The sequence below is a fragment of the Streptomyces sp. O3 genome, from assembly GCF_054788135.1.
In genome coordinates this window covers 78,004-103,811 of sequence record NZ_JBTVYK010000010.1, presented here as the reverse complement: position 1 = coordinate 103,811, position 25,808 = coordinate 78,004, and the positions used below count along the sequence as shown (strand labels likewise).

23 protein-coding genes and 1 pseudogene are annotated in these 25,808 nt (G+C 70.7%); 10 read left to right on the top strand and 14 right to left on the bottom strand.

Annotation, left to right across the window (positions count from 1 at the left end):
* Window positions 1–2: 2 nt before the first annotated feature.
* Window positions 3–170 carry a DUF6191 domain-containing protein gene (locus ACX6XY_RS07865; RefSeq protein WP_460327824.1) on the top strand — a complete coding sequence of 56 codons (168 nt, stop codon included), beginning with the start codon at window positions 3–5 and terminating at the stop codon, window positions 168–170.
* Window positions 171–191: 21 nt separating this feature from the next.
* On the opposite strand, the gene ACX6XY_RS07860 is transcribed toward ACX6XY_RS07865, so the two are convergent.
* From ACX6XY_RS07860 to ACX6XY_RS07805, 12 genes are all read right to left on the bottom strand, one after another.
* On the bottom strand, window positions 192–3,272 hold the full coding sequence (locus ACX6XY_RS07860; RefSeq protein ID WP_460327822.1) for a helix-turn-helix transcriptional regulator: 3,081 nt from the start codon (window positions 3,270–3,272) through the stop codon (window positions 192–194).
* Between the two features lie 92 nt (window positions 3,273–3,364).
* Entirely contained in the window at window positions 3,365–3,544 is a 180-nt protein-coding gene (locus tag ACX6XY_RS07855) for a hypothetical protein (protein ID WP_460327821.1), read from the bottom strand.
* Between the two features lie 182 nt (window positions 3,545–3,726).
* The gene (locus ACX6XY_RS07850; protein ID WP_460327820.1) at window positions 3,727–5,940 is read right to left on the bottom strand and encodes an MMPL family transporter; all 2,214 of its coding nucleotides are present in this window, start codon (window positions 5,938–5,940) and stop codon (window positions 3,727–3,729) included.
* Between the two features lie 212 nt (window positions 5,941–6,152).
* Window positions 6,153–7,664 carry an Asp-tRNA(Asn)/Glu-tRNA(Gln) amidotransferase subunit GatB gene (gene gatB / locus ACX6XY_RS07845; protein ID WP_460327819.1) on the bottom strand — a complete coding sequence of 504 codons (1,512 nt, stop codon included), beginning with the start codon at window positions 7,662–7,664 and terminating at the stop codon, window positions 6,153–6,155.
* A gap of 16 nt (window positions 7,665–7,680) precedes the next feature.
* Window positions 7,681–7,860 (bottom strand): hypothetical protein, encoded by a 180-nt coding sequence (locus ACX6XY_RS07840; RefSeq protein WP_460327836.1) that lies wholly within the window; start codon window positions 7,858–7,860, stop codon window positions 7,681–7,683.
* Between the two features lie 56 nt (window positions 7,861–7,916).
* On the bottom strand, window positions 7,917–9,413 hold the full coding sequence (gene gatA, locus ACX6XY_RS07835; protein ID WP_460327817.1) for an Asp-tRNA(Asn)/Glu-tRNA(Gln) amidotransferase subunit GatA: 1,497 nt from the start codon (window positions 9,411–9,413) through the stop codon (window positions 7,917–7,919).
* Between the two features lie 2 nt (window positions 9,414–9,415).
* Window positions 9,416–9,712, bottom strand: coding sequence for an Asp-tRNA(Asn)/Glu-tRNA(Gln) amidotransferase subunit GatC (gene gatC / locus ACX6XY_RS07830; RefSeq protein ID WP_015036350.1), 297 nt, complete (start codon window positions 9,710–9,712; stop codon window positions 9,416–9,418).
* 484 nt (window positions 9,713–10,196) lie between these two features.
* Window positions 10,197–12,326, bottom strand: coding sequence for a putative bifunctional diguanylate cyclase/phosphodiesterase (locus ACX6XY_RS07825; RefSeq protein WP_460327816.1), 2,130 nt, complete (start codon window positions 12,324–12,326; stop codon window positions 10,197–10,199).
* A 268-nt stretch (window positions 12,327–12,594) separates the two neighbouring features.
* Window positions 12,595–14,820, bottom strand: a complete 2,226-nt coding sequence (gene ligA, locus ACX6XY_RS07820; RefSeq protein ID WP_460327815.1) for an NAD-dependent DNA ligase LigA — start codon at window positions 14,818–14,820, stop codon at window positions 12,595–12,597.
* A gap of 86 nt (window positions 14,821–14,906) precedes the next feature.
* Complete coding sequence (locus ACX6XY_RS07815; RefSeq protein ID WP_460327813.1) at window positions 14,907–15,923, bottom strand: methionine synthase; 1,017 nt, start codon at window positions 15,921–15,923, stop codon at window positions 14,907–14,909.
* 95 nt (window positions 15,924–16,018) lie between these two features.
* Window positions 16,019–16,708, bottom strand: a complete 690-nt coding sequence (locus ACX6XY_RS07810) for an SDR family oxidoreductase (protein WP_460327811.1) — start codon at window positions 16,706–16,708, stop codon at window positions 16,019–16,021.
* 76 nt (window positions 16,709–16,784) lie between these two features.
* Window positions 16,785–17,408 (bottom strand): ATP-binding protein, encoded by a 624-nt coding sequence (locus ACX6XY_RS07805; protein WP_460327810.1) that lies wholly within the window; start codon window positions 17,406–17,408, stop codon window positions 16,785–16,787.
* Between the two features lie 292 nt (window positions 17,409–17,700).
* On the opposite strand from ACX6XY_RS07805, the gene ACX6XY_RS07800 reads away from it, so the two are divergent.
* The 5 genes and pseudogenes from ACX6XY_RS07800 to ACX6XY_RS07780 form a co-directional block, all read left to right on the top strand.
* Window positions 17,701–18,552, top strand: a complete 852-nt coding sequence (locus ACX6XY_RS07800; protein WP_460327808.1) for a helix-turn-helix domain-containing protein — start codon at window positions 17,701–17,703, stop codon at window positions 18,550–18,552.
* A 13-nt stretch (window positions 18,553–18,565) separates the two neighbouring features.
* Window positions 18,566–18,763, top strand: coding sequence for a DUF397 domain-containing protein (locus ACX6XY_RS07795; RefSeq protein WP_460327806.1), 198 nt, complete (start codon window positions 18,566–18,568; stop codon window positions 18,761–18,763).
* A gap of 30 nt (window positions 18,764–18,793) precedes the next feature.
* Window positions 18,794–18,862 carry a hypothetical protein gene (locus ACX6XY_RS07790; protein ID WP_460327835.1) on the top strand — a complete coding sequence of 23 codons (69 nt, stop codon included), beginning with the start codon at window positions 18,794–18,796 and terminating at the stop codon, window positions 18,860–18,862.
* 20 nt (window positions 18,863–18,882) lie between these two features.
* The gene (locus tag ACX6XY_RS07785) at window positions 18,883–19,239 is read left to right on the top strand and encodes a hypothetical protein (protein ID WP_460327805.1); all 357 of its coding nucleotides are present in this window, start codon (window positions 18,883–18,885) and stop codon (window positions 19,237–19,239) included.
* Between the two features lie 250 nt (window positions 19,240–19,489).
* A pseudogene (locus tag ACX6XY_RS07780) lies at window positions 19,490–19,615 on the top strand (IS630 family transposase); the annotation flags it as partial.
* 34 nt (window positions 19,616–19,649) lie between these two features.
* Here ACX6XY_RS07780 and ACX6XY_RS07775 read toward each other — a convergent pair.
* The gene (locus tag ACX6XY_RS07775) at window positions 19,650–20,924 is read right to left on the bottom strand and encodes a tetratricopeptide repeat protein (protein WP_460327804.1); all 1,275 of its coding nucleotides are present in this window, start codon (window positions 20,922–20,924) and stop codon (window positions 19,650–19,652) included.
* 324 nt (window positions 20,925–21,248) lie between these two features.
* On the bottom strand, window positions 21,249–22,619 hold the full coding sequence (locus ACX6XY_RS07770) for a helix-turn-helix domain-containing protein (protein ID WP_460327803.1): 1,371 nt from the start codon (window positions 22,617–22,619) through the stop codon (window positions 21,249–21,251).
* Between the two features lie 192 nt (window positions 22,620–22,811).
* Here ACX6XY_RS07770 and ACX6XY_RS07765 point away from each other — a divergent pair, with 192 nt between their 5' ends.
* The 4 genes from ACX6XY_RS07765 to ACX6XY_RS07750 are packed head-to-tail and all read left to right on the top strand — an operon-like array spanning window position 22,812 to window position 25,795.
* Window positions 22,812–22,949, top strand: a complete 138-nt coding sequence (locus ACX6XY_RS07765) for a hypothetical protein (RefSeq protein ID WP_460327802.1) — start codon at window positions 22,812–22,814, stop codon at window positions 22,947–22,949.
* Window positions 22,950–22,994: 45 nt separating this feature from the next.
* Window positions 22,995–24,020 carry a dTDP-glucose 4,6-dehydratase gene (gene rfbB, locus ACX6XY_RS07760; protein WP_460327801.1) on the top strand — a complete coding sequence of 342 codons (1,026 nt, stop codon included), beginning with the start codon at window positions 22,995–22,997 and terminating at the stop codon, window positions 24,018–24,020.
* Between the two features lie 24 nt (window positions 24,021–24,044).
* Window positions 24,045–25,154, top strand: a complete 1,110-nt coding sequence (locus ACX6XY_RS07755; protein WP_460327800.1) for a DegT/DnrJ/EryC1/StrS family aminotransferase — start codon at window positions 24,045–24,047, stop codon at window positions 25,152–25,154.
* Window positions 25,151–25,795 (top strand): formyltransferase family protein, encoded by a 645-nt coding sequence (locus tag ACX6XY_RS07750; RefSeq protein WP_460327799.1) that lies wholly within the window; start codon window positions 25,151–25,153, stop codon window positions 25,793–25,795. The genes ACX6XY_RS07755 and ACX6XY_RS07750 overlap by 4 nt, the downstream gene beginning before the upstream one ends.
* Window positions 25,796–25,808 lie beyond the last annotated feature (13 nt).

Here is a 25,808-nt window from a genome sequence, read left to right as displayed (position 1 = left end):
CGATGTTCAACCTGATGGAGGAGATCTTCGCTCCGGGACGCAGGCACACCGAAGAGGAGCGCAAGCGCCTCGAACTGACCCGCGTCGACCTGAACGACGGCGATCCGGGCAAGGGCCCGATAGACCTCACGTCGGGCAAGGTCGTGATACGGCTGCCCGCTCAGGAGTGAGAGGGATGTGAGGTCTCGGGTTCATCGCCCCGCGGCGAGGCCGTCTCCGAGGCCCGACGGGAACAGCCGCAGGCGGTGGGCCAGGGCGGCGGCCTCGCCTCGGCCGGACACGCCCAGTTTGGCGAGGATGTTGGAGACATGGACGCTCGCCGTCTTCGGGGAGATGAACAGCTCCTCGGCTATCCGGCGGTTGCTGTGGCCGACCGCGACCAGCCTCAGCACATCCCGCTCCCGGCTGGTGAGGCCGAGGGAGCGGACCGGGTCGTCGGGAGCCCGGACGGGCACGGGCGGCGACGGCTCGGCCCCGGCCAGGGTGAGCCGGGCGCGCTGGACGAGTTGGCCGATGTCCGCGGCGAGCGGGCGGGCGCCGAGCGCGTCGGCCGTCTCGCGGGCCTGGCCGAGCAGCTGGGCGGCGCGGTGGCGCGCGGCGTCGGCGGGCGCGGCCGCGAGCAGCGCCTCGGCGAGGCGGTACCGCACCTGGGCCAGGTCGTAGGGGCGCTCCAGGGGCTGGAAGGCCGCCAGCACCTCGTCCCAGTCGGCGACCGTGTCGCGGCCTTCCGCGCGCAGGAGTTCGGCGCGGACCCAGCGCTCGTATCCGTGCCAGAGGGGCACCGGGGTCGCCAGGCGTTTGGCGGCGGCCCGGATGCGTTCGACGGCCTCGGCCCGGCCTGGTTCGGCCGCGGGCAGTCCGCGGGCGGCGGCCTCCGTCTGGGCGGCGACGAGCAGCAGGGGCCATACGTAGCGTCGCGCGCCGGAGGGCAGCCCGTCCTGGACGGCCTTGGCCAGGCCGTCCCGGACGTCTAGGACACGCCCCTGAGCCGCGGCGACGGCGAGGGTGACGCGGGCCAGCGGGATCGAGTCCTGCGGCACGGGGTCATGGTGGTTGAAACTCTCCTGGCACGCCGCGAGTTCCGCCGTCGCCGTGTCCCTGTCTCCGCGGGCCAGCGCGATATGGGCGAGCACCCGCGATCCGACGGCCCGCACATGGCGGCTGATGGTCTTGCGGCGGGCCCGGACGGCGGCGGCCGCCGCCTCGTCGAAGCGGCCGAGTGAGTACAGCGACTCGGCCATGTTCGCCCAGAGCCAGCTCTTGGCGTCCAGCATCCGGTACCGCTTGCAGAGCTCGACGCCCGCCGTGGCCACGGCGACCGCATCACCGGAGCGTCCCACGCTCTCCAGCTCGGAGGCGAGGTTGATGTGGCTGCGGCCGATCTGGGAGGTGATCTTCTGCTCGACCACGCGCTCCTTGACCTCGTGCATCTCGGCGAGCCCGGCCTCGATGTCGCCCGCGTCGACCAGGATGCTGCCGTAGGTGAGCCTGGCGTGCAGTTCGATGCGCTCGGCCCCCAGCATCCGGGCGTACTCGACGGCGCGCTCGGCCGCCTGCAGGCTCTCCGCTCCCGGCTCGTGCAGCATGCCCCAGGCGGCGACGGCGGACAGCACCTCGGCGTGCACCTCGGACGGCGGGAGCCCGCGTACCAGCTCCTGCGCGGCGGCGATCTCCTCCCAGCCGTCGCTGCGGCCCATCGCCGAGCACAGCCAGGAGCGCTGCGTCCAGAACCACGCGGCCCGCAGCGGGTCGTCGCCCTCGTCCAGCAGCCGCAGGGCCTGCTTGGCGATCTTCAGGGCCCGCTCGCGCTCGCCACAGCGCCGCCCCGCGACCGTCGCCTCCGCCATCAGGTCCACATAGGCCAGCGGCGGGGCCTGCCCGTCGCAGCCGCAGGGCGGATACGCCTCGGCGTAGTCCGCGGGGCGCAGCTCGTCCCGTACGTCCTTCGGCGCCTCGTCCCACAGCTCCATCGCGCGTTCCAGCATCCGCAGTTGCTCGGAGTGCGCGTGGCGGCGCCTGGCCTCGACGGAGGCGCGCAGTACGGCGGGCAGCGCCTGGGCCGCGTCGTGCGCGTGGTACCAGTAGCTGGCCAGACGGGGGGCGCGCTCGTCGGCGCGGGCCAGCGAGGGGTCGGCCTGAAGTGCCTCGGCGTAGCGGCGGTTCAGCCGGGAGCGCTCGCCCGGCAGCAGGTCGTCGCTGACGGCCTCGCGCACCAGGGAGTGCCGGAAGCGGTACCCGTCGCCGTCGTCGCTGACCAGCAGGATGTTGGCGCCGACCGCCGCGCGCAGGGCCTCGATCAGCTCGTCCTCGCCGAGGCCCGCGACGGCGGCCAGCAGCGCGTACTCGACCGTGGAGCCGCCTTCGGCGACGAGGCGGGCGACGCGCTGGGCGTGCTCGGGCAGCGCCTCGACGCGGACCAGCAGGAGGTCGCGCAGGGTGTCGGGCAGGCCGGCGTCGCAGCCGTCGCGCTGGGCGGCGGCCAGTTCCTCCACGAAGAAGGCGTTGCCGTCGGAGCGCTCGAAGACCTGGTCCACCAAGGCCTGTTCGGGCTCGGCCGCGAGGATCCCGGCCAGTTGGCGGCGGACCTCCGGCACGGTGAAGCGGGACAGCTCGACGCGCTGGACGGTACGCAGCCGGTCCAGCTCGGCGAGCAGGGGCCGCAGCGGATGGCGGCGGTGGATGTCGTCCGCGCGATAGGTGGCGATCACGACGAGACGGCCGCGGCGCAGCGTCCTGATGAGGTAGGCGAGCAGATGGCGGGTGGAGGCGTCGGCCCAGTGCAGGTCCTCGATGACCAGGACGACGGTGCGCCGCGCGGCGATCCGCTCCAGGAGGCGGGCAGTGAGCTCGAAGAGGCGGGCGGTGCCTTCCTCGTCGCTCGGGCCCGACCGTCCGTACAGTCCCCGGCTCACCTCGCCGATCTCGGGCAGCAGCCGGGCGAGCTCCTCCTCCTGGCCGTCGGCTGCGGCGGCCAGTTCGTCGGGCAGCTGTCTGAGCAGGGAGCGCAGGGCGGTGGAGAACGGGGCGAACGGCAGCCCCTCGGCCCCTATCTCCACGCAGCCGCCCAGCGCGACGACGGCGTCCTCGCGGCAGGCGCGCGCGGAGAACTCCTCGATCAGGCGGGTCTTGCCGACTCCGGCCTCACCGCCGACGAGCAACGCCTGCGGCTCGCCCGCGGTACCGCGGGCGAGCGCGTCGTTCAAGGCGGTCAGCTCGCTGGCGCGGCCGACGAACACGGGGCTGAGGGACCTGATCTGCACACCGCCGAGCATCGCACAGGGGTCTGACAGCGCGGCACTCGATTTCGCCGTGCGCGTGGCCGGTCCGGGTGCGGCGGGCCGCGCCCGGACCGCCTGGGGCGGGTTCACGCGGCGCGTACGAAGCGGTTCCGCCAGGACCGGCCGCTCACCCGCCCCTCCGGGTCGTGGTCGGCTGAACCGCGCTGGGCGCGGCGGGCCTTGCGGACCTGGTTGGCCAGCCGCTGCGCCTCGGCCTCGCGGACCAGCTCGGCGTGGCGGATCTCGTGCTGCTGGTAGTCGAACATGTCCGGCTCCCTGGTGGGTTGTCGTATCGCTGTCTGCGATGACTCCACCTTCGTCTCCCAGGGGGTGCCGCCACATCGGGAGATCGCCGCATCTCTGCCGGGACTCAGGCCTTAGGCCGTCCTAGGAGCGGCCCTAGGACGGCCTAAGGCCCCGCGACCCGCCGCCCCAGGGCACGTACGGCTCAGCGGGGCGCGCCCGCCTCGACCGGCTCCGCCTCGGCGGCCCGCTGGCCGGGAAACACCGGGGTACGGCACTCCGGCGGCTCGATGCTGATCTTGGGCAACCAGCGGTCAAGCCACCGGGGCAGCCACCAGTTGGCGCCGCCGAGCATGTGCATCAGGGCGGGCACCAGGAGCGTACGCAGCACGAACGCGTCCAGCGCGACCGCGGCCGCCAGCGCGATGCCGAACATGGCGATCACCCGGTCGCCGCTGAGCACGAAGGCCAGGAAGACCGAGATCATGATCACGGCCGCGGAGTTGATCACCCGGCTGGTCTCGGCGAGTCCGACCCGCACGGCCCGCCGGTTGTCACCGGTCTCCAGCCACTCCTCGTACATCCGGCTGACCAGGAAGACCTGGTAGTCCATCGAGAGCCCGAAGAGCACCGACACCATGATGACCGGCAGGAACGGCTCGATCGGCCCGGCCCGCCCGAGACCGAGCAGCTCGCTCCCCCAGCCCCACTGGAAGATCGCGACCACCACGCCGAAGGCCGCGGCGACCGCGGCGACGTTCATCGCCGCGGCCTTGAGCGGAATCCCGACGGACCGGAACGCGAGCAGCAGCAGAAGGCAGCCGAGACCGATCACGGCGCCCACGAACAGCGGCAGCTTCCCGACGATGACCTCGGCGAAGTCGTCGTAGCTCGCGGTGATCCCGCCGACGTGCGCCTCAAGCGATGCGCCGGAACCGGCCTGCGGCAGCACATCCTCGCGCAGCGTGTCGACCAGGGCGCTGGTGGCCTTCGACTGCGGCGCCGACTCGGGGACGACGGTGAGATAGCCGATCTCGCCGCTCTGGTCGTAGGTGACGGGGGTGACCGCGGCGACCCCGTCCGTGTCCCGCAGGGTCTCGCCGACCCGGTCGAGCGCGAGCCTGCCCTGTGGCCCGTCGATCTTGCCGACGACGGTCAGCGGCCCGTTCACGCCGGGCCCGAAGCCGTCGGCGAGCAGGTCGTAGGCCTGGCGGGTGGTGCTGCCGGTGGGGTTGTTGCCCTGGTCGGAGGTGCCGAGCCGGAGCGACAGGGTGGGCAGCGCGAGCGCCGCCATCAGCACCAGCGCGAGCGCGCCGAGCAGCTTGGGGCGGCGCTCCACGAAGGCCGCCCAGCGGGCCGCGAACCCGGTGGGAAGCTCGGGTTCCGGTCCACGCTCCGCAAGCCTCCTGCGTTCCCGGCGGGACAACGCGCGCGTGCCGATGAACGAGAGCAGGGCGGGCAGCAGCGTCACCGACGCCGCGACGGTGAGGACCACGGTGAGGCAAGCGGCGATCGCGACACCATTCAGGAAACTCAGCCGCAGGATCAGCATCCCCAGGAGCGCGATACATACGGTGGCGCCCGCGAAGACGACCGCGCGCCCCGTGGTGGCGGTCGCGTTCTCGGCCGCCTCGTCCACCGCGAGGCCGCGTTTCAGGCCGCGCCGGTGCCGCGTCACGATGAACAGCGCGTAGTCGATGCCGACGCCGAGGCCGATGAGCATGCCCAGCATGGGGGCGAAGTCGGCGACGGTCATCAGGTGGCCGAGCAGTACCGTGCCCGCGTACGCCGTGCCGACGCTGACCAGCGCGGTGGCGATCGGCAGCAGGCTGGCCGCGAGTGAGCCGAAGGCGAGGAAGAGGACGACGGCGGCGACGGCGACCCCGACGGCCTCGGCGAGATGCCCGCCCGGCGTCTCGGTGGCCCCGATGGCGGTGCCGCCCAGCGCCACCTGGAGGCCGTCCGTCTCGGCGGCCTCCGCCGTGGTGACGACGGCCTGGGCGTGCGCCGGGTCGACCTCGTGTGCGGGCTTGTCGAAGGTGACGGCCGCGTAGGCGGTCTGCCGGTCCTGGCTGACCTGGGACGCGCCCGCCGCCTCGTACGGGCTGATGACGGAGGCGACGCCGGGCAGTTCCGCGACCTTGTCCAGGGTCGCGGACATGGTCTGGCGGACGTCGGCGGCGCGTACCGTGCCCTGATCCGTGTGCCAGACGATGGTGCCGGTGTCGCCGCCCAGGTCGGGGAAGCCGGAGTTCAGCAGCGCGGTGGCGCGGCCCGAGTCGGTTCCCGGTACCTCGTAGTCGTTCGAGTACGCGGACCCGGCGATCTGGGCCGCCACGCTCACGCCACCCAGTGCGAGGAGCCACAGCAGAACGGTGACGAGTCGGTGCCTGAGGCACCAGCGTGCGATGACTGCCACGAGAGCAGCTCCCTGGATGATCGAGGATCTATAGCGGGAACAGCCCGTGACGTACTCGCGGTCGCGCCCCTTCACCGTCCACTTTTACAGCAGGAAAAGATCCTTTGTCCCTTTCGTGTTCCTCTTCACAAGACGAACCCGACGGGAAACACAGAGACGGGGCACCGGATCACCCGGCACCCCGCCCCTGCCCAGGACAAGCCCGAACCAGCTCAGCCCTCGACGCCGAGCTTCTCCAGGATCAGCTCCTTGACGCGCGCCGCGTCCGCCTGGCCGCGGGTCGCCTTCATGACCGCGCCGACCAGGGCGCCGGCCGCGGCCACCTTGCCGCCGCGGATCTTGTCCGCGATCGCCGCGTTGGCGGCGATCGCCTCGTCCACGGCCGCGGTGAGCGCGCCCTCGTCCGAGACGACCTTCAGACCGCGCTTCTCGACGACGGTGTCCGGGTCGCCCTCGCCCTTGAGCACGCCGTCGATGACCTGGCGGGCCAGCTTGTCGTTCAGATCGCCGGCCGCGACCAGCGCGGTGACTCGGGCGACCTGCGCCGGGGTGATCGTCAGCTCGTCCAGCGCACGCCCGGACTCGTTGGCACTGCGGGCCAGCTCGCCCATCCACCACTTGCGGGCGGACGCGGCGTCCGCGCCCGCGTCGATGGTGGCGGCGATCAGGTCGACCGCGCCCGCGTTGAGGATGGACTGCATGTCGTGCTCGGAGACGCCCCACTCCTCACGCAGCCGGTTGCGGCGCACCCGCGGCAGCTCGGGGAGGCCCTTGCGGAGCTCCTCGACCCACGCGCGCGCGGGCGCCACCGGGACCAGGTCCGGCTCCGGGAAGTAGCGGTAGTCCTCGGCGTTGTCCTTGATCCGGCCGGACGTGGTCGAGCCGTCGTCCTCGTGGAAGTGCCGGGTCTCCTGGACGACGGTGCCGCCGCCGTCCAGCACCGCGGCGTGCCGCTGGATCTCGTAGCGGGTCGCGCGCTCGACGCTGCGCAGCGAGTTGACGTTCTTCGTCTCGCTGCGGGTGCCGAAGGTCTCGGAGCCGTGCGGGCGCAGCGACAGGTTGACGTCGCAACGCATCTGGCCCATCTCCATCCGGGCCTCGGACACACCGAGCGACCGGATGAGCTCCCGCAGCTCGGCGACGTACGCCTTGGCGACCTCGGGCGCGCGACTGCCCGCACCCTCGATCGGCTTGGTGACGATCTCGATCAGCGGAATACCCGCGCGGTTGTAGTCGAGCAAGGAATGCGACGCACCGTGAATACGGCCCGTGGCGCCGCCCACATGCGTGGACTTGCCGGTGTCCTCCTCCATATGGGCTCGCTCGATCTCCACGCGGAAGACCTCGCCGTCCTCCAGCTGGACGTCCAGATAGCCGTTGAAGGCGATCGGCTCGTCGTACTGGGAGGTCTGGAAGTTCTTCGGCATGTCCGGATAGAAGTAGTTCTTCCGGGCGAAGCGGCACCACTCGGCGATCTCGCAGTGCAGCGCGAGGCCGATCTTGACGGCGGACTCGACGCCGGTCGCGTTGACGACCGGGAGCGAGCCGGGCAGGCCGAGGCAGACCGGGCAGGTCTGCGAGTTGGCGTCGGCGCCGAGCTCGGTCGAGCAGCCGCAGAACATCTTCGTCTTGGTGCCGAGCTCGACGTGGACCTCAAGGCCCATGACGGGGTCGTACGTCGCCAGGGCGTCCTCGTACGACACCAGGTCAGTCGTGACAGTCACGGTGAAACTTTCCCTCTCAGCCCAGCAGGACGTCGTCGTCGCCAAGGCGCTTCAGCTCGCGGTAGAGCAGAGCGAGTCCCGTGACGATGGCGGCGGCGGAGACGACGGCGTCGACCAGCTGCAGCGTGTCCTGCTCGCTGCGGGCCTTCCTGGCCTGCTTGGCCACGCTGATCGCGCCGAACGCGGTGGTGCCCATGGACAGATACGTACCGGCCTTGGACTTCTTGAAGCCCTTGGCCTTGGCCAGCGTGCTCACAGCGACGGAGCCTCCTCAAGCAGCGGGTGCCCCCACTTTTCCACGAAGGCGGCCTCGACGGCGGCCCCGACCTTGTAGAGCCGGTCGTCCTTCATGGCGGGAGCGATGATCTGCAGACCGACCGGCAGGCCGTCCTCCGGCGCGAGGCCGCAGGGCAGCGACATGGCGGCGTTGCCCGCCAGGTTGGTCGGGATGGTGCACAGGTCGGCGAGGTACATCGCCATCGGGTCGTCGGCGCGCTCGCCGATCGGGAAGGCGGTGGTCGGCGTGGTCGGGCTGACCACCACGTCGACCTGCTCGAAGGCCTTCTCGAAGTCCTGGGTGATGAGCGTACGGACCTTCTGGGCACTGCCGTAGTAGGCGTCGTAGTACCCAGAACTCAACGCATACGTACCGAGGATCACGCGACGCTTGACCTCGTCGCCGAACCCGGCTTCCCGCGTCAGGGCGGTGACGTCCTCGGCGGACTTCGTCCCGTCGTCACCGACACGCAGGCCGTAGCGCATGGCGTCGAAGCGCGCCAGGTTGGACGAGCACTCCGACGGCGCGATCAGATAGTAAGCGGACAGCGCGAGATCAAAAGACGGGCAGTCCAGCTCGACAATCTCCGCGCCCAGCTCCTTCAGCAGCTCGACCGACTCGTCGAAGCGCTGCACCACGCCGCTCTGGTAGCCCTCGCCGCGGAACTGCTTGACGACGCCGACCCGCATCCCCCGCACCGAGCCGTTGCGCGCGGCCTCGACGACCGGCGGAACCGGGGCGTCGATAGACGTCGAATCCATCGGGTCGTGACCGCCGATGACCTCGTGCAGCAGCGCCGCGTCCAGGACCGTACGGGCGCAGGGGCCGCCCTGGTCGAGCGAGGACGAGAACGCCACCATGCCGTAGCGCGAGACGCCGCCGTACGTGGGCTTGACGCCGACCGTGCCGGTGACGGCCGCGGGCTGCCGGATGGAGCCGCCGGTGTCGGTGCCGATGGCCAGCGGCGCCTCGAAAGCCGCCAGCGAAGCGCTCGACCCACCGCCGGAGCCGCCGGGGATACGCGTGAGATCCCACGGGTTGCCGGTCGGCCCGTAAGCACTGTTCTCGGTGCTGGACCCCATGGCGAACTCGTCCATGTTGGTCTTGCCGAGAATGACGACGTCGGCGTCCTTGAGCTTGCGCGTCAGCGTCGCGTCGTACGGCGGCATCCAGCCCTCAAGGATCTTCGAGCCGACCGTGGTGGGCATACCCATCGTGGTGAAGATGTCCTTGAGCGCGAGCGGCACACCGGCCAGCGGGCCGAGCTTCTCGCCCCTGGCGCGCTTCTCGTCGACGGCGCGGGCCTGCGCGAGCGCGCCCTCGCGGTCGACGTGCAGGAACGCGTGCACCTTCTCGTCGACGGCGTCGATCCGGGCCAGGTGGGCCTCGGTGACCTGTACGGCGGTGAGCTCGCCGGAAGCGATCTTCGCGGCGATCTCGGCCGCGGTGAGCTTGATGATGTGGTCCGTCATGGTCAGTCCTCCCCCAGGATCTGCGGCACCTTGAAACGCTGCTGCTCCTGGGCGGGGGCGCCGGAGAGCGCCTGCTCGGGGGTGAGCGACGGACGGACCTCGTCCGCGCGCATGACGTTGGTCAGCGGCAGCGGGTGGGAGGTCGGCGGTACGTCTTGGTCGGCGACCTCGGAGACGCGGGCGACCGCGCCGATGATGTCGTCGAGCTGACCGGCGAAGTGATCGAGTTCTTCGCCCTTCAGCTCCAGACGCGCCAGCCGGGCGAGGTGGGCGACCTCCTCGCGCGTGATGCCAGGCATGCGGATCCTCACGGGGTGACTGTGATGGTGTTGGCCCCAATCCTATGGGGCCGCGCCCCATGCCCGTGAAACGGTTTCACCCCGCCGGGGCGGGGCCCCCGCCCTCACCCCCTGTTTCCACGGGTCACCCCGTGTCCCCCTACGGGGAGGGCGTCGCCCTACGGGCCCTGTCGGGACGGCTGACCGGGGTCGGTGGGTTGTGCCCACCCTCCCCCACTCTCGGCTCCGCTCGAGCGGGAGGTGCCCCCCTCGCCCTGCGGAACGTATGCCCACAACGGGGAAACGGACAGCCGCTCACGGACGTGAGGGGGTGGGGTGGGGGGTGCGAGCGGAGCGGGGACTGTGACCTGGGCAGCACGCGGTTCGCAGCTTCCGGGCAACCAGTCGCCGTGAGCACGTACCCCCCACCCCACCCCCGACCCACAACGAACAGAACGCACGCACGCACCGCGCACGCGGGGCCGGGGCCCCGCCCACCGGGCGGCTAGTTCACAACCTGGTCGGAGGGGCGCTCCACACCCTCCCCCTCCCCCGCCGCAGCCTCCGCCCGCGCCGCCGCCAACAGCTCCGCCGGCCGCTGCCACCCCCGAGACCCCCGCGCCCGCAACCACGCCGTCGTCTCCCCCGCCGGCATCGCCGCCGCGACCAGCCACCCCTGCACCGCGTCACACCCGAGATCCCGCAGCCGCTCCCAGGTCTCGTCGTCCTCGACCCCCTCCGCGACCACCAGCAGCCCCAGCGAATGCGCCAGATCGACCGTGCACCGAACGATCTCCGCGTCCTCGTTGTCGACGGCGAGCCGCGCCACGAACGACCGGTCGATCTTCAGCTCGCTCACCGGAAGCCGCCGCAGATGCACCAGCGACGAGTACCCGGTCCCGAAGTCGTCGAGCGACATCTTCACCCCGTGCCCGGTCAGTCCGGCCATCGTGTCCGCGGCCTGCTGCGGGTCCTCCAGCAGCACATGCTCGGTGATCTCCAGCTGCAGCGCCCCCGCGGGCACCCCGTGCCGGGCCAGCCGCGCCGCCACCGCGCCCGCGAATCCGGGCGTATGGACATCACGCGGGGACACATTGACGGCGACCGGCACCTTCAGCCCCTGCGCCTGCCAGCGCGCGACCTGCGCGAGCGCGGTCTCCAGCACGTACTCGGTGAGGTGCGGCATCAGCCCGGACGACTCGGCGATCGCGATGAACTCGTCCGGCGGCACCCTCCCGCGCTCCGGATGCACCCACCGCACCAGCGCCTCAAGCCCGGCCACCTGCCCGTCGAAGCGGACCTTGGGCTGGTAGTGCAGCTCGACCTCGTTCGCGTCGAGGGCGCGCCGCAGGTCGCCCAGCAGGCCCAGCCGGTCCGGTGTGTTGGAGTCCCGCTTGGACTCGTACACCTCCACGCCCGTACGGTCCCGCTTCGCCTGGTACATCGCCACGTCGGCCCGCCGCAGCAGCCCCTCCGCGTCGAGCGCGTGGTCGGGGAAGACGGCGAGCCCGGCGCTGGCCTCGAGCACCAGGGTGAGCCCGTCCAGGTCGAGCGGCGAGCTGAGCTCGGCGACCAGGGTCCGCGCCGCCCGCTGGGCGCTGGTCGTGGAGTCGCAGGTCGGGAGGAGTACGGCGAACTCGTCGCCGCCGAGCCGCGCGGCCTCCGCTCCAGGCGGCAGGGCCCGCCGCAGCCGGTCGGCTATCTGCAACAGCAGCCGGTCACCGGCGAGATGCCCAAGCGTGTCATTGACCGACCGAAAGCGATCCAGATCAATCAGAACAAGCGCAGACCGCGCCCCCAGCCGCTCAGCGTCATCCAGGGCGGTCCAGATCCGCTCCAGGAGCCACTGCCGATTGGGCAGCCCGGTCAGCGGGTCACGCAGTTGCTCCTCGGCTCTGGCCCTGGCCATCCACAGCGTGGAGTCGAGCGCGATCAGCGGAACCGCGAACAGCGGCAGCAGCACCGGCCGCGCGCTGGCCACCACACAGATCAGCGGGGCGATCCCCAGCAGCGCTACGGCGACGAGCCCCTGCCTGACCAGGGCCGTACGGGCGACGGTCGGCAGCCCCACCGGGTGCGGGGCGTGTACGTACCAGACGAGCAGCCGGGTCACCACGAGGTAGGCGCCCGCGGCCAGCACCACCACGGGAACCGACCAGAGCGTCCAGCTCTCGGGCTCCCAGGGCCGCTCAACGGAGGGGTGCCGCCCGAAGGCGGCCAGCACTAACGCGGCCCCGCCGATCCCGAGGACGTCCACCGCGCCGTGCACCACGCTCCGCCGTCTGCGGCCGCCGCGCACCGCGCCGACCAGGGCGACGACGGTGAGGCTCACCATCATGGCGGGCACCCAGCCGTAAAGCAGCAGCACCGCGAGAGTGAGAGCGGCACCCGACCCTGAACCACCCCACCAGCGCTCGCGGCCGAACGCGACCAGATGGCCGACGACGAGCCCGGCGAGTGTGGCCAACGCCCAGCCGACGGTCGACGCGGGGAACAGTGCGTGGTCACCGGCGAGCGCGCGGACGAACCCCGCGCACAGCACGGCCGCGGCCAGCGCCACCACGACCGCGGGAAACACGGGCGGCGTCAGCCGACGCAGCCAGGACACCGGATCGGCGCTCTCGGTCGGTTTCATTCCCGTCCCTCTCACAGCCGGCGGTGCCCATGCCACGCGGCCTCATGCCAGGAGTCGCCGCGTCTGAAAACCCTCTCCGTGCTCGCGGGGAGCAGGAGATACCCCATACCCGGTGGGGCACGACAGGCGCACACCTCAACAGTAGGGCGCGGAAGGCTTTCGCGGGCGGCGGTCGGCCACGGTTGCCCGATTGCCGCCCGGCCATCCGTATGCATCTGGTATGCGCTGAACGGGTGGCCTTCAACCGCTACTCGCCGGTCTGAATCCTCTATTCGCCGGTCGGTTCCCCGGCCGGTGCCTCGGCCGGTTCCTCGGTCGGCAGCGCCGCTTCCCGCGCGGCGTCCGGCCCCTGCTCCAACAGGACGGTCAGGCCGTCCTCGTCGAGGATCGGGACTTTCGCCTGCACGGCCTTGTCGTACTTCGAGCCGGGGTTGTCCCCCACCACCACGAACGACGTCTTCTTCGACACCGATCCGGTCACCTTGGCGCCCTGGCTCTGCAGCGCGTCCTTCGCGCCGTCCCGCGTGTATCCCTGAAGGGTGCCGGTGACCACGACGGTGAGCCCTTCCAGCGGCCGCGGGCCCTCGTCCTCGGCGCCTTCCTCCTCGAACCGCACGCCCGCCGCCCGCCACTTGCGCAGGATCTCGCGGTGCCAGTCCTCGGCGAACCACTGCTTGAGCGAGGCGGCGATGGTCCCGCCGACGCCTTCGACGGCGGCCAGCTCCTCCTCGCTCGCCTGCTCGATCCGCTCCAGCGAGCGGAACTCACGGGCCAGCGCCTCGGCCGCCACCGGCCCGACGTGCCGGATCGACAGACCGGTGATGATCCGGGCGAGCGGACGCTCCTTGGCCGCCTCGATGTTCTTCAGCATGGCCAGGGTGTTGGCCTTGGGCTCGCCCTTCTGGTTGGCGAAGAAGGTGACGATCTTCTCCTCGCCGGTCTTCGGGTCCCGCTTGGGCAGCCCGCTGTCCTGGTCGAGTACGTACGACTTGATGGGCAGCAGCTGCTCGACGGTGAGGTCGAACAGGTCGCTCTCGTCGCGCAGCGGCGGCTCGGCGGGCTCCAGCGGCTGGGTGAGCGCGGTCGCCGCGACATAGCCGAAGTTCTCGATGTCCAGGCACTTGCGGCCCGCCAAGTAGAACAGCCGCTCACGCAACTGGGCAGGGCACGAACGAGAATTGGGGCAGCGCAGGTCGATGTCCCCCTCCTTCATCGGCCGCAGCGGCGTCCCGCACTCGGGGCACTCGGCGGGCATCACGAACTCCCGCTCGCTGCCGTCCCGGAGGTCGGCGACCGGGCCGAGGATCTCGGGGATGACGTCACCGGCCTTGCGCAGGACCACCGTGTCGCCGATGAACACGCCCTTGGCCTTGACCACTTCCTGGTTGTGCAGGGTGGCGAACTCGACCTCGGAGCCCGCGACCGTGACGGGCTCCACCACCGCGTACGGCGTCACCCGGCCGGTGCGTCCGACGCCGACGCGGATGTCCACCAGCTTGGTGTTGACCTCCTCCGGCGGGTACTTCCAGGCGATCGCCCAGCGCGGCGCGCGCGAGGTGGAACCAAGACGCCCCTGGAGCGGAATCTCGTCGAGCTTGACGACGACACCGTCGATCTCATGCTGCACGGAGTGGCGGTTGTCGCCGTAGTAGGCGATGAACTCGCGTACGCCGTCGAGGTCGTCGACCACCTTGTTGTGCCGGGCGGTCGGCAGCCCCCACTCGCGCAGCAGCTCGTAGGCGTGCGACAGGCAGTCGATGTCGAAGCCCTCGCGGGCGCCGATGCCGTGTACGACCATGTGCAGCGGCCGGGTCGCGGTGATCCTCGGGTCCTTCTGGCGCAGGGAGCCCGCCGCGGCGTTACGCGGGTTGGCGAAGGGCTTGTCGCCGTCGGCCACCAGGCGGGCGTTGAGCTCCTCGAACTTCTCCATCGGGAAGAAGACTTCGCCGCGGATCTCGACGAGGGCCGGTACGCGGTCGCCCTGGAGGCGGTCGGGGATGTCCGCGATCGTCCGGACGTTCGGGGTGATGTCCTCGCCGGTGCGGCCGTCGCCGCGGGTGGCGGCGCGGGTCAGTCGGCCGTTCTCGTAGGTGAGGTTGACCGCGAGCCCGTCGACCTTCAGTTCGCACAGGAAGTGGAAGTCGGAGGTGCCGACGTCCTTGCCGACCCGCTCCGCCCAGGCGGCCAGCTCCTCCTCGTCGAAGGCGTTGTCCAGCGACAGCATGCGTTCGCGGTGCTCGACCGAGGTGAACTCGGTCTCGTACACGCCCGCGACCTTCTGGGTCGGCGAGTCCGGCGTCCTGAGCTCGGGGTGCCGCTCCTCCAGGGCTTCCAGGGAGCGCAGCAGCCGGTCGAACTCGCCGTCGCTGATGACCGGCTGGTCCTTCACGTAGTACCGGAAGCGGTGCTCCTCGATCTGCTCAGCGAGTCGCGCGTGCTCCTCGCGCGCCGCTGAGGGCGCCGCCGTGTGCTGTACGTGCTCGTCGCCGACCACAGTCTCATCCTCCCGTTGTCCCGCGGGCCCATCGCCCCATCGCCCCGCCGTCGAGGGGTCCCGACGCCGGGGTTACGCGCACGCGACTACTCAGGGTTGTCCGCGAGTGATCGCGCGGCCCGGACGCAATGGGCGAGCGCCGCGCGGCCATAGGCGGGCGAAGCGCCTGCGAGACCGCACGACGGCGTGACCGTGACCGACTCCGCGAGACTCCCCGGAGCCAGCCCCAACCTGCGCCACAGCGTCCTGACACCACTGACGTTACTGGCAGGGTCTGACAATGCGGCGTCGGTGGCCGGTACGACGCCCGCGAACAGCTGAGTGCCCGCCTCCACGGCCTCGCCGACCGCCTCCTCGTCACGCTCGGTGAGCAGCGACGCGTCGAAGGACACTCCCGCGGCCCCGGCCTCGCGCAGCAGCGCGAACGGCACGTCGGGAGCGCAGGAGTGCACGACCACCGGCCCGTCGTGCACCGCGACCAGCTCGCCCAGCGCGCTCCGTACGACCTGCCGGTCCACGGCCCGGTGAGTGCGGTACCCGCTGGCCGTCTTGACCCGCCCGCGCAGCACGGCCGTCAGCGACGGCTCGTCGAGCTGCACCACCAGCTCGGCCCCCGGCACCCGCCGCCGTACCTCCGCGAGATGCGCCGCGAGCCCTTCCGCGAGCGAGCCCGCGAGGTCCCGGCACGCCCCGGCGTCGCTGAGCGCCGCCTCGCCGTTCCTGAGCTCCAGCGCGGCCGCGAGCGTCCACGGTCCTACGGCCTGGACCTTCAGCGGTCCCTCGTACCCCTGGGTGAACTCCTCCAGGGCGTCCAGGTCCTCGCCCAGCCAGGACCGCGCCCGCCGGGTGTCCATCCCCGGCCGGTCCCCGATCCGCCACCCGCTCGGCTCCACGCGCGCGTAGACGTCGACGAGCAGCCCCGCGGTCCGCCCGATCATGTCCGCGCCGGGCCCGCGCGCGGGCAGCTCCGGCAGAAACGGCATCCCCTGCTCGGGAGTCTCGAAGCTCCCGGTGACGGTCTTCGCGGCCTCCCGCGCGTCGCCTCCGGGCATCGACCCGACCCCGGTGGCGGGGCCCCAGCTGAACCTGCTCTTGTCACTCACCCCGGAAGCGTACGAAACCTTCCCGGCCCCGGCCTCGCCGGAGCGGGCCCGAGCCGCGCCCCGCCGCCGTACGGCTGACTCACCGTACGGCTGACTCACCGTCCGGGGCGCACCGTCAGGTCGTTGACCTCCGCGTCACGCGGCAGATCGATGGCCATCAGGATCGTCGTGGCGACCGACTCCGGGTCGATCCAGCGCGAGGCGTCGTACTCCTTGCCCTCCTGCTGGTGCACCTTGGCCTGCATCGGGCTCGCGGTCCGCCCCGGATAGACCGAGGTGACCCGGATGCCGTTCGCCTTCTCCTCCTGCCGCAGCGAGTCGGCGAGCGCCTTGAGCCCGTGCTTGGACGCGGCGTAGGCGGACCAGTCGGCGTGCGCGTTCAGCCCGGCCCCCGAGTTGACGAAGACCACATGCCCCTGCGTGAGCCGCAGTTGGGGCAGGAAATGGCGGGTGATCTCGGCCGGGGACACCAGGTTCGCGTTCAGCTGCGCCTGCCAGACCTTCGGGGTCAGCTCGCCGACGGGCGCGAGATCGACGACGCCCGCGATGTGCAGCAGCGAGTCGACCCGCTCCGGGAGGCTCTGGTGCGAGAAGGCCCAGGACAGCCGGTCCGGGTCGGCGAGGTCTCCGACGAGGGTACGAGCGCCGGGGTACTCGGCGGCGAGCTCCTTGGCCCGCCCCGCGTCCCGCGCGAACAGCACCAGCTCGTCCCTCCGCGCGTGCAGACGGCGCGCGACGGCCGCGCCGATGCCCGAACCGGCCCCGGTGATCACATGTGTAGCCATGCCCCCATGGTCGCATCAGCCGAGCACCCCAGCCCCGATGGGGCGTGCCCACACGGGGAGGGGACGCGCCGACGCCTCAGGCGGCCAGCGCGGACGCGGTCGTCGGCGGCGGCGTCGCGGGCAGGTACAGCTCGAACCAGATCGTCTTGCCCCCTGGCCCCCAGTCGCCCTCCCCTATCCCGCAGCCGCCCCACCGGTCGGCGACCGCGTCCAGGATGAGCAGCCCACGCCCGCCGTCCGCGTACGGCGCGGCTCCCGCGGGCCGCGCTCCGGGCATCGGCGGCAGGTCGGGGCTCGTGTCCCAGACGCTGACCCGCAGCACGGGGTGCAGCCATTGGACCCGTACGGACGCCGGACCCCGCGTGTGCCGTACGGAGTTGGTCGCGAGCTCACACGCGAGGAGCTCGGCCCGGTCGGCGAGCTCGGCCAGCCCGTGGGCGTCGAGCACGGCCCGCAACGTGACCCGTGCGATGCCGGGCCCCCTGGGGTCGCACGGAAACTCCAGCTCGTACACCCAGGGCGAGGCGAAGGGAATCGGCGGAGGATGCGCGAGGCCCGTGAGCGGGTCGAGGGCCGGGAGCAGGTACGCGGTGGCTTCTGGTGGCAGGGCCGGGCTCGGCCGTGCTCCCCGGTCCGGATGTAAGGCGTTGGCCTGATGTGGGTCGTGGTTCGGGCTGCCGTTCGGGCGGGTCGTACTCACGTGGCACCTCCCAAGGTGCGCGGTCGTGATGAGGTCAACTGGACGTGCGCCACGGCACGTTAGGTCGCCGTACGCGCGGTGGCTCTGCCACGCCGCGCCTGCCGCCCTTTTGGGCGGGCAGGCGGGAGCGGTGCGCTTCCGACTCCGGCGACGGAACGTGTGGCACGAGTCACACTCTAAGCCCAAGGATTTAACCCGTGCCATCGATTCAACTGGAACGGGTGCATTTTTCTTGGGAGGTAGACCCCGGCCGCTGGTATCGGCACACTGTGCGCGGGCAAGGAGGGCTCCGATGGCACCGAGCAACACCCCGACGATCCGTCAGCGCCGATTCGGCCTGGAGTTGCGCCGGCTACGCGAGGCGGCAGGGATGTCAGCACCTGCGGCGGCCAGCGCACTGGGTACGGACCGGACCAACATCTCGAACATCGAAGCGGGGCGCTACGGCATCAGCGAGGAACGCCTACGGAGACTGGCCAGCATCTACGAGTGCAACGACGAGGCCCTCGTCGACACTTTGGCGTCGATGACAGGCGGGAGGAAGCCGGGCTGGTGGGACGAGTACAGGGGAAAGGTCCCGCCCGGACACCTCGACATCTCCGAGATCGAGCACTACGCCGTGCGACTGCGCACCCTCCAGACTTCCCACCTGCCTGGGTTGTTCCACACCGAGGATCACGCGAGAGCCATCTTCGATCTCGTGGTGCCGAAACTGCCCCGGCTGGAGGTTGAACTACGGATCGCACACCGCCTTGCCCGGCAGTCCGTGATCGCGGGGGACAACCCGGTTCCGTACACCGGGATCGTCCATGAGGCCGCTCTGCGGATGCAGTTCGGGGGTCGTGACCTGGCACGTGCACAGCTCCGGCACTTGCTCGACGAGAACGAGCGTGACAACGTGACCTTGCTGGTCATCCCATTCGCCAACGGCGGATTCCCCATGGCGGGTGACTCCATCCTGTACGCGGTAGCGGACAATCCGCACCTGGACACAGTGCACATGGACTCACCGGCCGGGCCGCTGTTCTTCGACCTGCCAACCCAGTTGGAAAATTTTCGCCTGAGGCTGGACCTGGTCGAGCAGGCAGCGTTGACTGCGGAACAATCGGCAGATCTCATCCACACGATCGCCAAGGAAATGTAAGAGGGAGCACGTCTTGCCTGAGCTGCAATGGCTCAAGTCGTCCTTCTCCGGAGACGGCGGCAACAACTGCGTCGAGCTCACCGCAACAGCGGACGGTCTGGCGCTCCGCGAGAGCGACAACCCAACCGAGGTTCTACGGACCCACCCAGGCACACTGGGTGCGCTCATACGCAGCGTGAAGGCGGGACCGCGCACACTCCGGGCCGAGTAAGCCCGCCCTACGACGGGCGACGGGCGCACAATCGCGAGCCCCACACCGAAATCACCAGAATGCGACACATGCCCACTCTTCAACGCGTACTCCTCATAATGGGCTTCGCGATAACTTCGGTGCAGATCGCACTCGTGGCCGCCTACTCCTTCTGGTTCTTCCCTACGTTCGCCGGAGGGATCGGCCCAGAGGGCGAAACCTATACATCCGATTCGAGTAACTTGATCACCGTCTTCTCGATCGGTGTCGGTGGAGTGATCATCGCTCTCGATGGGTGGGGGTGTCACGGCATGCTGCGATCACTCCGGCACCGAGTCCCGGCAGCACGCCAGCTCATGGCCGTCGGCGTGGCTCAGTTGGCGCTAGCCGCCTGTGCCACCCTGCTGGGATGGGGCCTTCCCGTGGCGGCGTGCGCTCTGGCATTCGCCCTGCTCGCGGCGTGCTACACGCTCGATCGCCGCAATCTCGCACACTGAGCTCCTCCAGCGGTGCCGCTCGGGGGCGAGCACAGCGCACGCGCCCTCGCCGCAGAGTTCGGCGTGAGCCCGCCCTATCGCAGAGGCGGGAAGAACACGGGCGGCGGGCGCACTGTACCGGGTATGACCAAAGACAAAGGGCACCGGATCACCATCGAGCAGGGCACGGCCCCCGTACGGGTCACCCACCAGGGCCAGGTCGACGCGGAGAGCTCCCGCCCGCTACCAAATAGAAGCCCTGGATCAGTAGGCGTCCTGGCTCAACCTCGTCGAGCGCTGGTTCGCGGAGCTGACCTGCCGCAAACTCCGCCGCTCGGCTCATCTCAGCGTCGTCGAACTGGAACGGGACATCCATGGCTGGATCAACGACAGACCCCCCACCGGCCTGGTGCTCCCGAGGCTACGGTGTGTCACGCACGGGCGGCGATGAGCTCGCCGAGTTCGGTGGCGGCCGGGCTGTCGGCGATACCGGGGAGGCGGGCGGCGATGTTGGTCAGGCCGTCGTTGATGCGGACGGACTGCACGCCGTCGGCGCAGTCGAGGAACCCGCCCCAGGTGGCCAGTGCCGTCTCGGTGTTGCCGCGTTTGAGCTGGACGTGTCCGAGGTCGGCGAGCACGATCGCCCGGGTGCGCTTGCGGTCGAGGCCGTGGATGTCGAGGGCCAGGTGCAGGTGTTCCTCGGCGGCGGTGAGGTCGCCGAGCTTGGCGTGGATCATGCCGGACTCGTGGGCCCACCGGCCGTGGCTGTAGTGGGAGGCCCAGGACTGGCCGGGCTGCGTCGGGGCGTGCTCGATCGCGGCCTGCGAGAAGGTCAGCATCTTCCCGGCGGTGGTGCGGTCGCCGTCGGCGGCGGCTGCGCGGGCGAACGTGTTGCGGTAGTACGCCAGGGCCTTGGGGTTGGCGAGCTTGCGGCCGCGCTGCTCGCACGCCTCGGCGAGCCGTACGGCGGTGGGAACGTGTCCGAGGTCGATGGCCTGGTCCGCCAGGCCGCGCAGGGCGGTCGCGGCGAGCTCGTTCTCCCCGGCCTCCGCGGCGAGACGGAAGCTGTGCACGTTGTACCGCTGGCTCAGCCCCTGGTTGCCCTCGTCCCTGGCCATCCAGCCGATCAGGTGCACCAGCTCACTGGTCGCGGCGAACAGCTCCCGGCCGACCTTCTCGGTGTAGCGGCCGTCCAGCCACCGCCTCACGTCGAGGGTCAGGTACCGCACGGCCAGGTGCCGGGCGTGGCCGCCGCCGAGCTCGGAGGCTGCGTCCCCGAGGGTGGTGGTCATGGTGCGGACGGCGGCGACTTCGCCCATGCCGACCCCGACCGGGCCGGACCGGTTCACCCGTCGGGTGACCGCCTCGGCGTCGGGGAGGTCGAGCGCGGCCAGGCCAACGGCGGCGGATGCCGTGAGGAACTGCCGGCGGTCCACGTCGGAGCCTCCCAAAAGCATGACTGAGGTCACGGTATCGACGAACTGGGCCTCATTCTCCCCGGAGAGATCGATGCGTAATGCCTGTTCGATGAACGACAGCCACTCCTCCGGCTCCCGCCTGCCGGTCTCCCACCGGTAGACCTGCTGCCGGTCAAGGAACCCTGCCTTCCCCCAGCGCGCCACCGACAGCTCATCAGCCAGCCGCTGCTGGCTGCATCTGGGGCGCCGTGCTTCGCGTGCCGCGCGGATGCGCTCACCGATGGTCATGTCCGGCCCGATCGTCGGTCGTGCTGGTTCACAACTGGCCTACAGCTGGCAGACATTCTGGCAGCTCCCCACAGTCCGCGTCCGTTTGTTGACTGATGGTCACAGCCTGGCGGACGGAGCCGGGCAGGAGCGGAAGGAAGTCGCCATGGACGCGAACGCCACCCCGGTCTACACCGCCCCGGTCGTGCTGGACGGCGGCGACGTCGTCGAGGTGACGCTGAGCACCAACAACTTCGACACCGCCGACGACTTCTCTGTCAAGTCCAGCGTGTTGAAGATGGCTCCCCCCTCAGAGGTACTACTTGATACTCGGCAGGCAGCGTGTCAGGCCACGGCGCCGACCCGGCGGGCGAACGCTCGTACGCCGGGGAGGGTGCGGTCGTGGCGCAGGAGGCCGGCTGCCATGGTCCGGATGGAGTCGCGGCGGACTTCCTGTGGCGCTGCCTGCTCGGCGGCCAGCAGCGCCCGGTAACAGTGGTCGGGTTTGCTCCACTGGTCGAAGGCGCGGGCGACGTCGATCCAGTAGCGGGCCTGGCGTTCGGTGGTGGGCAGTGCGGCGGCGTCGATACGGCGGGCGTGTTCGATGGCTTGGCCCGCGTCGCCGAGCAGGTAGCTGATCGAGACCTGGTGGAGGAGTACCTGGCTGTGGCCGAAGGTATTGCCGCGCAGGAGTGCGTCGTGGCCGAGTTGTCCGGCGGTGGCCTGGGCTTCGGCGATGAGGGCGTGTGCGGCGTGCCGGTCGCCCTGCTTGGCGGCGGTGTAGGCGGCGGTGGCGTACAGGTTGCCCTGGACGGAGAGCCGTTCGGTCGCGTCGGTGCTCCGGTCGCGGCTCAGCTGCTGTGCGGCGGTGACGGCGACATCGGTGGCGCGGCCGTAGTGTCCTTGGCGGCGCCAGGCGGAGGAGACCATGCGGTGGGCTTCGGCGACGGTGAGGGCGTCGGCGCCGCCCAGCGCTGCGGTGAGGGCCCGGTCGGCGGTGACGGCGGCCAGGCCGTCTTCGCCGAGTTTGATGCACAGGCGGGTCGCTGTGGTGTAGAGCTCGGCGACCGCGGTCGCCGCCTGTTCAGGATGGCCGTCGGCTCCGAGTGCTTGGGCGAGCGCGATTCGGCCGGGGAGGGCGCGGGCGAGCGCGTCGTAGCGGCAGGCGCTGAAGTCCTGCCGGGAGGCATGCACCGCTGCTGTGATGCTGGATGGGTTGGGGTCCGCGTTGAGTGCCCGGTCCTGCTGCCGGTGCAGTAGCAGGTCTTCCAGGCCGGACAGGCTCGGCTGCGCCGGAGCGTGGGCAGCGGCTGGGGAGCTGAGGACCGCGCTGGTGGTGGCTCCGGCCAGGCCGGCCAGGAGTTCGCGGCGTCGCACCGGGTCGTCCCCCTCTGCACCGAACAGGGCTTGCGCGCCCACCCTACCGGCGCCGGGCCCCTCCGGCGCGGCGCGCTGGTGTGGCGGCGCGAGACCGAGCAGGTGCGGCGGGATGGCCAGGCAGGCCGCAAGCCGCTGGAGCAGCAGCATGTCGCGCATCGGCTGCCTGCCGCGTTCCATCCGGGACAGGGAGGCGGCGGTGTAGCCGACCTGCTTGCCGAGATCGGCAAGTGTGATGTCGGCCGCTCGCCGCGCCAGCCGGACGATCGCCCCGGCGTCGCGGCGGCCGAGGGCGTCACGCATGGCTGCTGAGCGCCAGATCGGATGGGTGTTGTCCACGACTCACCTCCTGCCCCGAGGGCTCATTGTCCCGTCAAAACGTCTTGACAGCACCGGAAGTTGTAAGCCGTTTACGCCGCATGCAAACCGTGTGCGTGGTTCGAGGCTGCCTCTCCCCGTGGAGAGCGAGCTGCGGTGTCCTCGTGAACACGGGCGGCCCGTAGCGGAGCGGGCCGCAAGCACCCCAGTGAGGTGAGTGAGATGAGCGCGCTGACGGTCTTCGGCCGTGCCAGGCGCCGGATGCTGGCAGCGGCTGGCCCTTTGTTGATCTTCGCCATCGGGTTCGGCATGGGCTTCACTCTCGCCGCGGCCTGGGCGACCGCTCCGTAAGCGGCGCCCCGCACGGTTGATCCCCTTCGATCAAAGGCAGGTTCCATGGAGAAAGTGCTCGTCACCGGTGGTGCCGGGTTCATCGGCTCGCACTTCGTGAAGCGTCTGCTGCGCTGCGCAGACATCGCTTCGGTGACTGTGTTGGACGCCCTGACCTACGCCGGGCACATCGAGAATCTGGGCGAGGCGTTCCTGTCGCCCAAGCTGACCTTCATCGAAGGCAACATCCTCGACACCCCGTTGGTGGATGACCTCGTCCGCCGACACACGGCGATCGTGCACTTCGCCGCCGAGTCTCATGTGGACCGCTCGTTCTTCCAGGCGGGCAACTTCGTGACGACGAACGTGCTGGGGACGCAGACCCTCCTGGACGCGGCCAGGCGGCTGGGCACCGGGAGGGTGGTCCACGTCTCCACCGACGAGGTGTACGGGCCGCTGGAGACGGGTGCCGCTACGGAGAGCTGGCCGTTGCGACCCACCGTCCCCTACGCCGCGTCAAAGGCCGCCAGCGATCTCGTGGCGCTGTCCTACTTCCACACCTACGACGTTCCGGTATGCGTCACGCGGTCCTCGAACAACTATGGCCCCTGCCAGCATCCCGAGAAGATCATCCCCTTGTTCATCACCCGCCTGCTGAAGGGCGAGAAGGTCACTCTCCATGGCCGGGGGGAGCATGTCCGCAACTGGCTGCACGTGGAGGACAACTGCCAGGGCATCGAGCGCGCCCTGCGCGACGGCGTCCCGGGCGAGGTCTACAACATCGCCGGCGGCACGGACCTGACGAACACCCAGCTCACCGAGATCATCCTGCGCCTGTGCGGCGCCGACTGGGATGCCGTGAAGTACGTGTCGGACCGCCAGGCCAACGACATCCGCTACGCGATGGACTGCTCGAAGATCACCGAACGTCTCGGCTACCGGCCCCGGCGAGCCCTGGACGAAGGGCTGGCGCAGACCGCGCAGTGGTACCGGGCCAACCCCAGCCGCTGGGCGCCGCTGCTGCGGAACCCGCGTGCGCCCATGGCCACACTCACCGTCCCGGCCACCGGCATCGCAGCCGCCCCCCGCTGACCCTCGCCCCGGAACGAGGAACACATGAGCACGCTCTCCTACGGACGAAACGCCCGCCCCTACCTCTACGGCCAGGAGTTGGAAGCTGTCGCCGAGGTACTGGAGACCGGCCAGTATGGCCACGGTGAGGTCACCGAACGATTCGAGAAGGAGATCGCGTACTTCCTGGGCGTCCCGGACGCCGTCGCGGTCTCCTCGGGCACCGCCGCCCTCCACATCGCTCTCCTGGCCGCCGGTATCGGCCCCGGAGACGAGGTGATCGTCCCCTCCTTCACCTTCTGTGCCACCGTCCACGCCATCGTGGCCAGCGGCGCCGCACCGCGCTTCGCCGAAGTCAACCCGGACACCGGCTGCGTGGACAGCCACAGCATCGCCGAAGCCCTCAACCCAGCGACACGCGCGGTGCTGCCCGTCCTCTACGGCGGCCGGGCGGTCGAGCTGTACGGTCTCCGCGACGAACTGGCCGGGCGCGGAATCACCGTCGTGGAGGACGCCGCCCACGCCTTCGGCTCCTACCAGGGCATCCGGCGCGTCGGCGCCACCGGAGCGCTGACCTGCTTCAGCTTCGGGCCGATCAAGAACCTGACCTGCGGGCAGGGCGGCGCGATCATCCCCCGCGATCCACAAGAGGCGGAGCGGGCCCGCGCGATCCGCCTGCTGGGCATCTCCGCCACCGCCGACGACCGCACCCGCACCACCACCTACCGTGTGCAGGGCATCGGGCTGCGGGCCCACCTGTCGCAGATCAACGCGGCCATCGGCCTCGCCCAGCTTCCGCACTTCAGCACCGCCCAGACCCGGCGCAAGCAGCTGTGGCGGAGCTACGCGACCGCGCTCAAGACCGTGGACGCGGCCATCTTGGTAGACGCCGACGTCGAACACGCCGTTCCGTCGCTGTGCGCCGTGCGCGTGCCCGACCGCGACCGGGTCTTCGACTCCGTGCGCGCCCGCGGCATCGGGGCCGGGACGCACTACCCGCCCAACCACCTCCAGCCCGCCTTCGCCCGCTGGCACCGGCCCCTGCCGGTCACCGAACGCCTGGGACAACAGATCCTGACCCTGCCCTTCCACCAGCACATGAGCGACCACGACGTGCAGGTGACCGTGGCCGCGCTGGCTGAGGCGCTCTCGTGAGGCGGGCCGCTGTCCTCGGCAAGGGGGAGCTGGCCCTCCACGCCTGCCACACGATCGCCCAGCTGCCCGGAACTATCCTGGACACCGTCATCCCTAACACCCCCGAACCGACGTGGGACATCCGGCTCTCCGAACACGTCGCCGAGCGCTGGCCAATCGCCCGGATCATTCCTTCGGGTGACTGGCGCGAACTCGAACCGGGACGCTGCGGCCTCATCTTCAGCGTCCTCTACGACAAGATCATCGGCAGCAGTCTCATCGACGCCACCGAGCAGATCATCAACTGCCACCCCGGCCGCCTGCCCGAGTACCGAGGTGCCCGGCCGGTGAACTGGGCCCTGCGCAACGGCGAAAGCCTGCACGGCATCACCATCCACACCATCGACTCCGGCATCGACTCCGGCCCCGTGCTCGCCGAAGCCGTCTTCTCCATCTGGCCCGAGAGCGACGAAGTACGGGACGTCTGGCAGCGGACCATCCGCTACGGCAAGCACCTCATCTCCGACACCCTGCCCCGACTCAACCGCATCACCCCCAAGCCACAGGACGAAGCCCGGGCAGTGACGCACTACCGCCGCGACAACTATGCGCTCGGCGACCGCAGCGACTGGACCAGGAGCCTGTCCACCGGCAGCACCTGAAACGAGCGGCGGC

Coding starts and splice junctions, on each gene's coding strand:
- ACX6XY_RS07860 (WP_460327822.1), bottom strand. CDS start 3,272: ATGCTCGGCGGTGTGCAGATCAGGTCCCTCAGCCCCGTGTTCGTCGGC.
- ACX6XY_RS07825 (WP_460327816.1), bottom strand. CDS start 12,326: ATGAAACCGACCGAGAGCGCCGATCCGGTGTCCTGGCTGCGTCGGCTG.
- ACX6XY_RS07755 (WP_460327800.1), top strand. CDS start 24,045: ATGAGCACGCTCTCCTACGGACGAAACGCCCGCCCCTACCTCTACGGC.
- ACX6XY_RS07810 (WP_460327811.1), bottom strand. CDS start 16,708: ATGGCTACACATGTGATCACCGGGGCCGGTTCGGGCATCGGCGCGGCC.
- rfbB (WP_460327801.1), top strand. CDS start 22,995: ATGGAGAAAGTGCTCGTCACCGGTGGTGCCGGGTTCATCGGCTCGCAC.
- ACX6XY_RS07840 (WP_460327836.1), bottom strand. CDS start 7,860: ATGGGCACCACCGCGTTCGGCGCGATCAGCGTGGCCAAGCAGGCCAGG.
- ACX6XY_RS07775 (WP_460327804.1), bottom strand. CDS start 20,924: ATGACCATCGGTGAGCGCATCCGCGCGGCACGCGAAGCACGGCGCCCC.
- ACX6XY_RS07800 (WP_460327808.1), top strand. CDS start 17,701: ATGGCACCGAGCAACACCCCGACGATCCGTCAGCGCCGATTCGGCCTG.
- gatA (WP_460327817.1), bottom strand. CDS start 9,413: ATGACGGACCACATCATCAAGCTCACCGCGGCCGAGATCGCCGCGAAG.
- gatC (WP_015036350.1), bottom strand. CDS start 9,712: ATGCCTGGCATCACGCGCGAGGAGGTCGCCCACCTCGCCCGGCTGGCG.
- ACX6XY_RS07855 (WP_460327821.1), bottom strand. CDS start 3,544: ATGTTCGACTACCAGCAGCACGAGATCCGCCACGCCGAGCTGGTCCGC.
- ACX6XY_RS07865 (WP_460327824.1), top strand. CDS start 3: ATGTTCAACCTGATGGAGGAGATCTTCGCTCCGGGACGCAGGCACACC.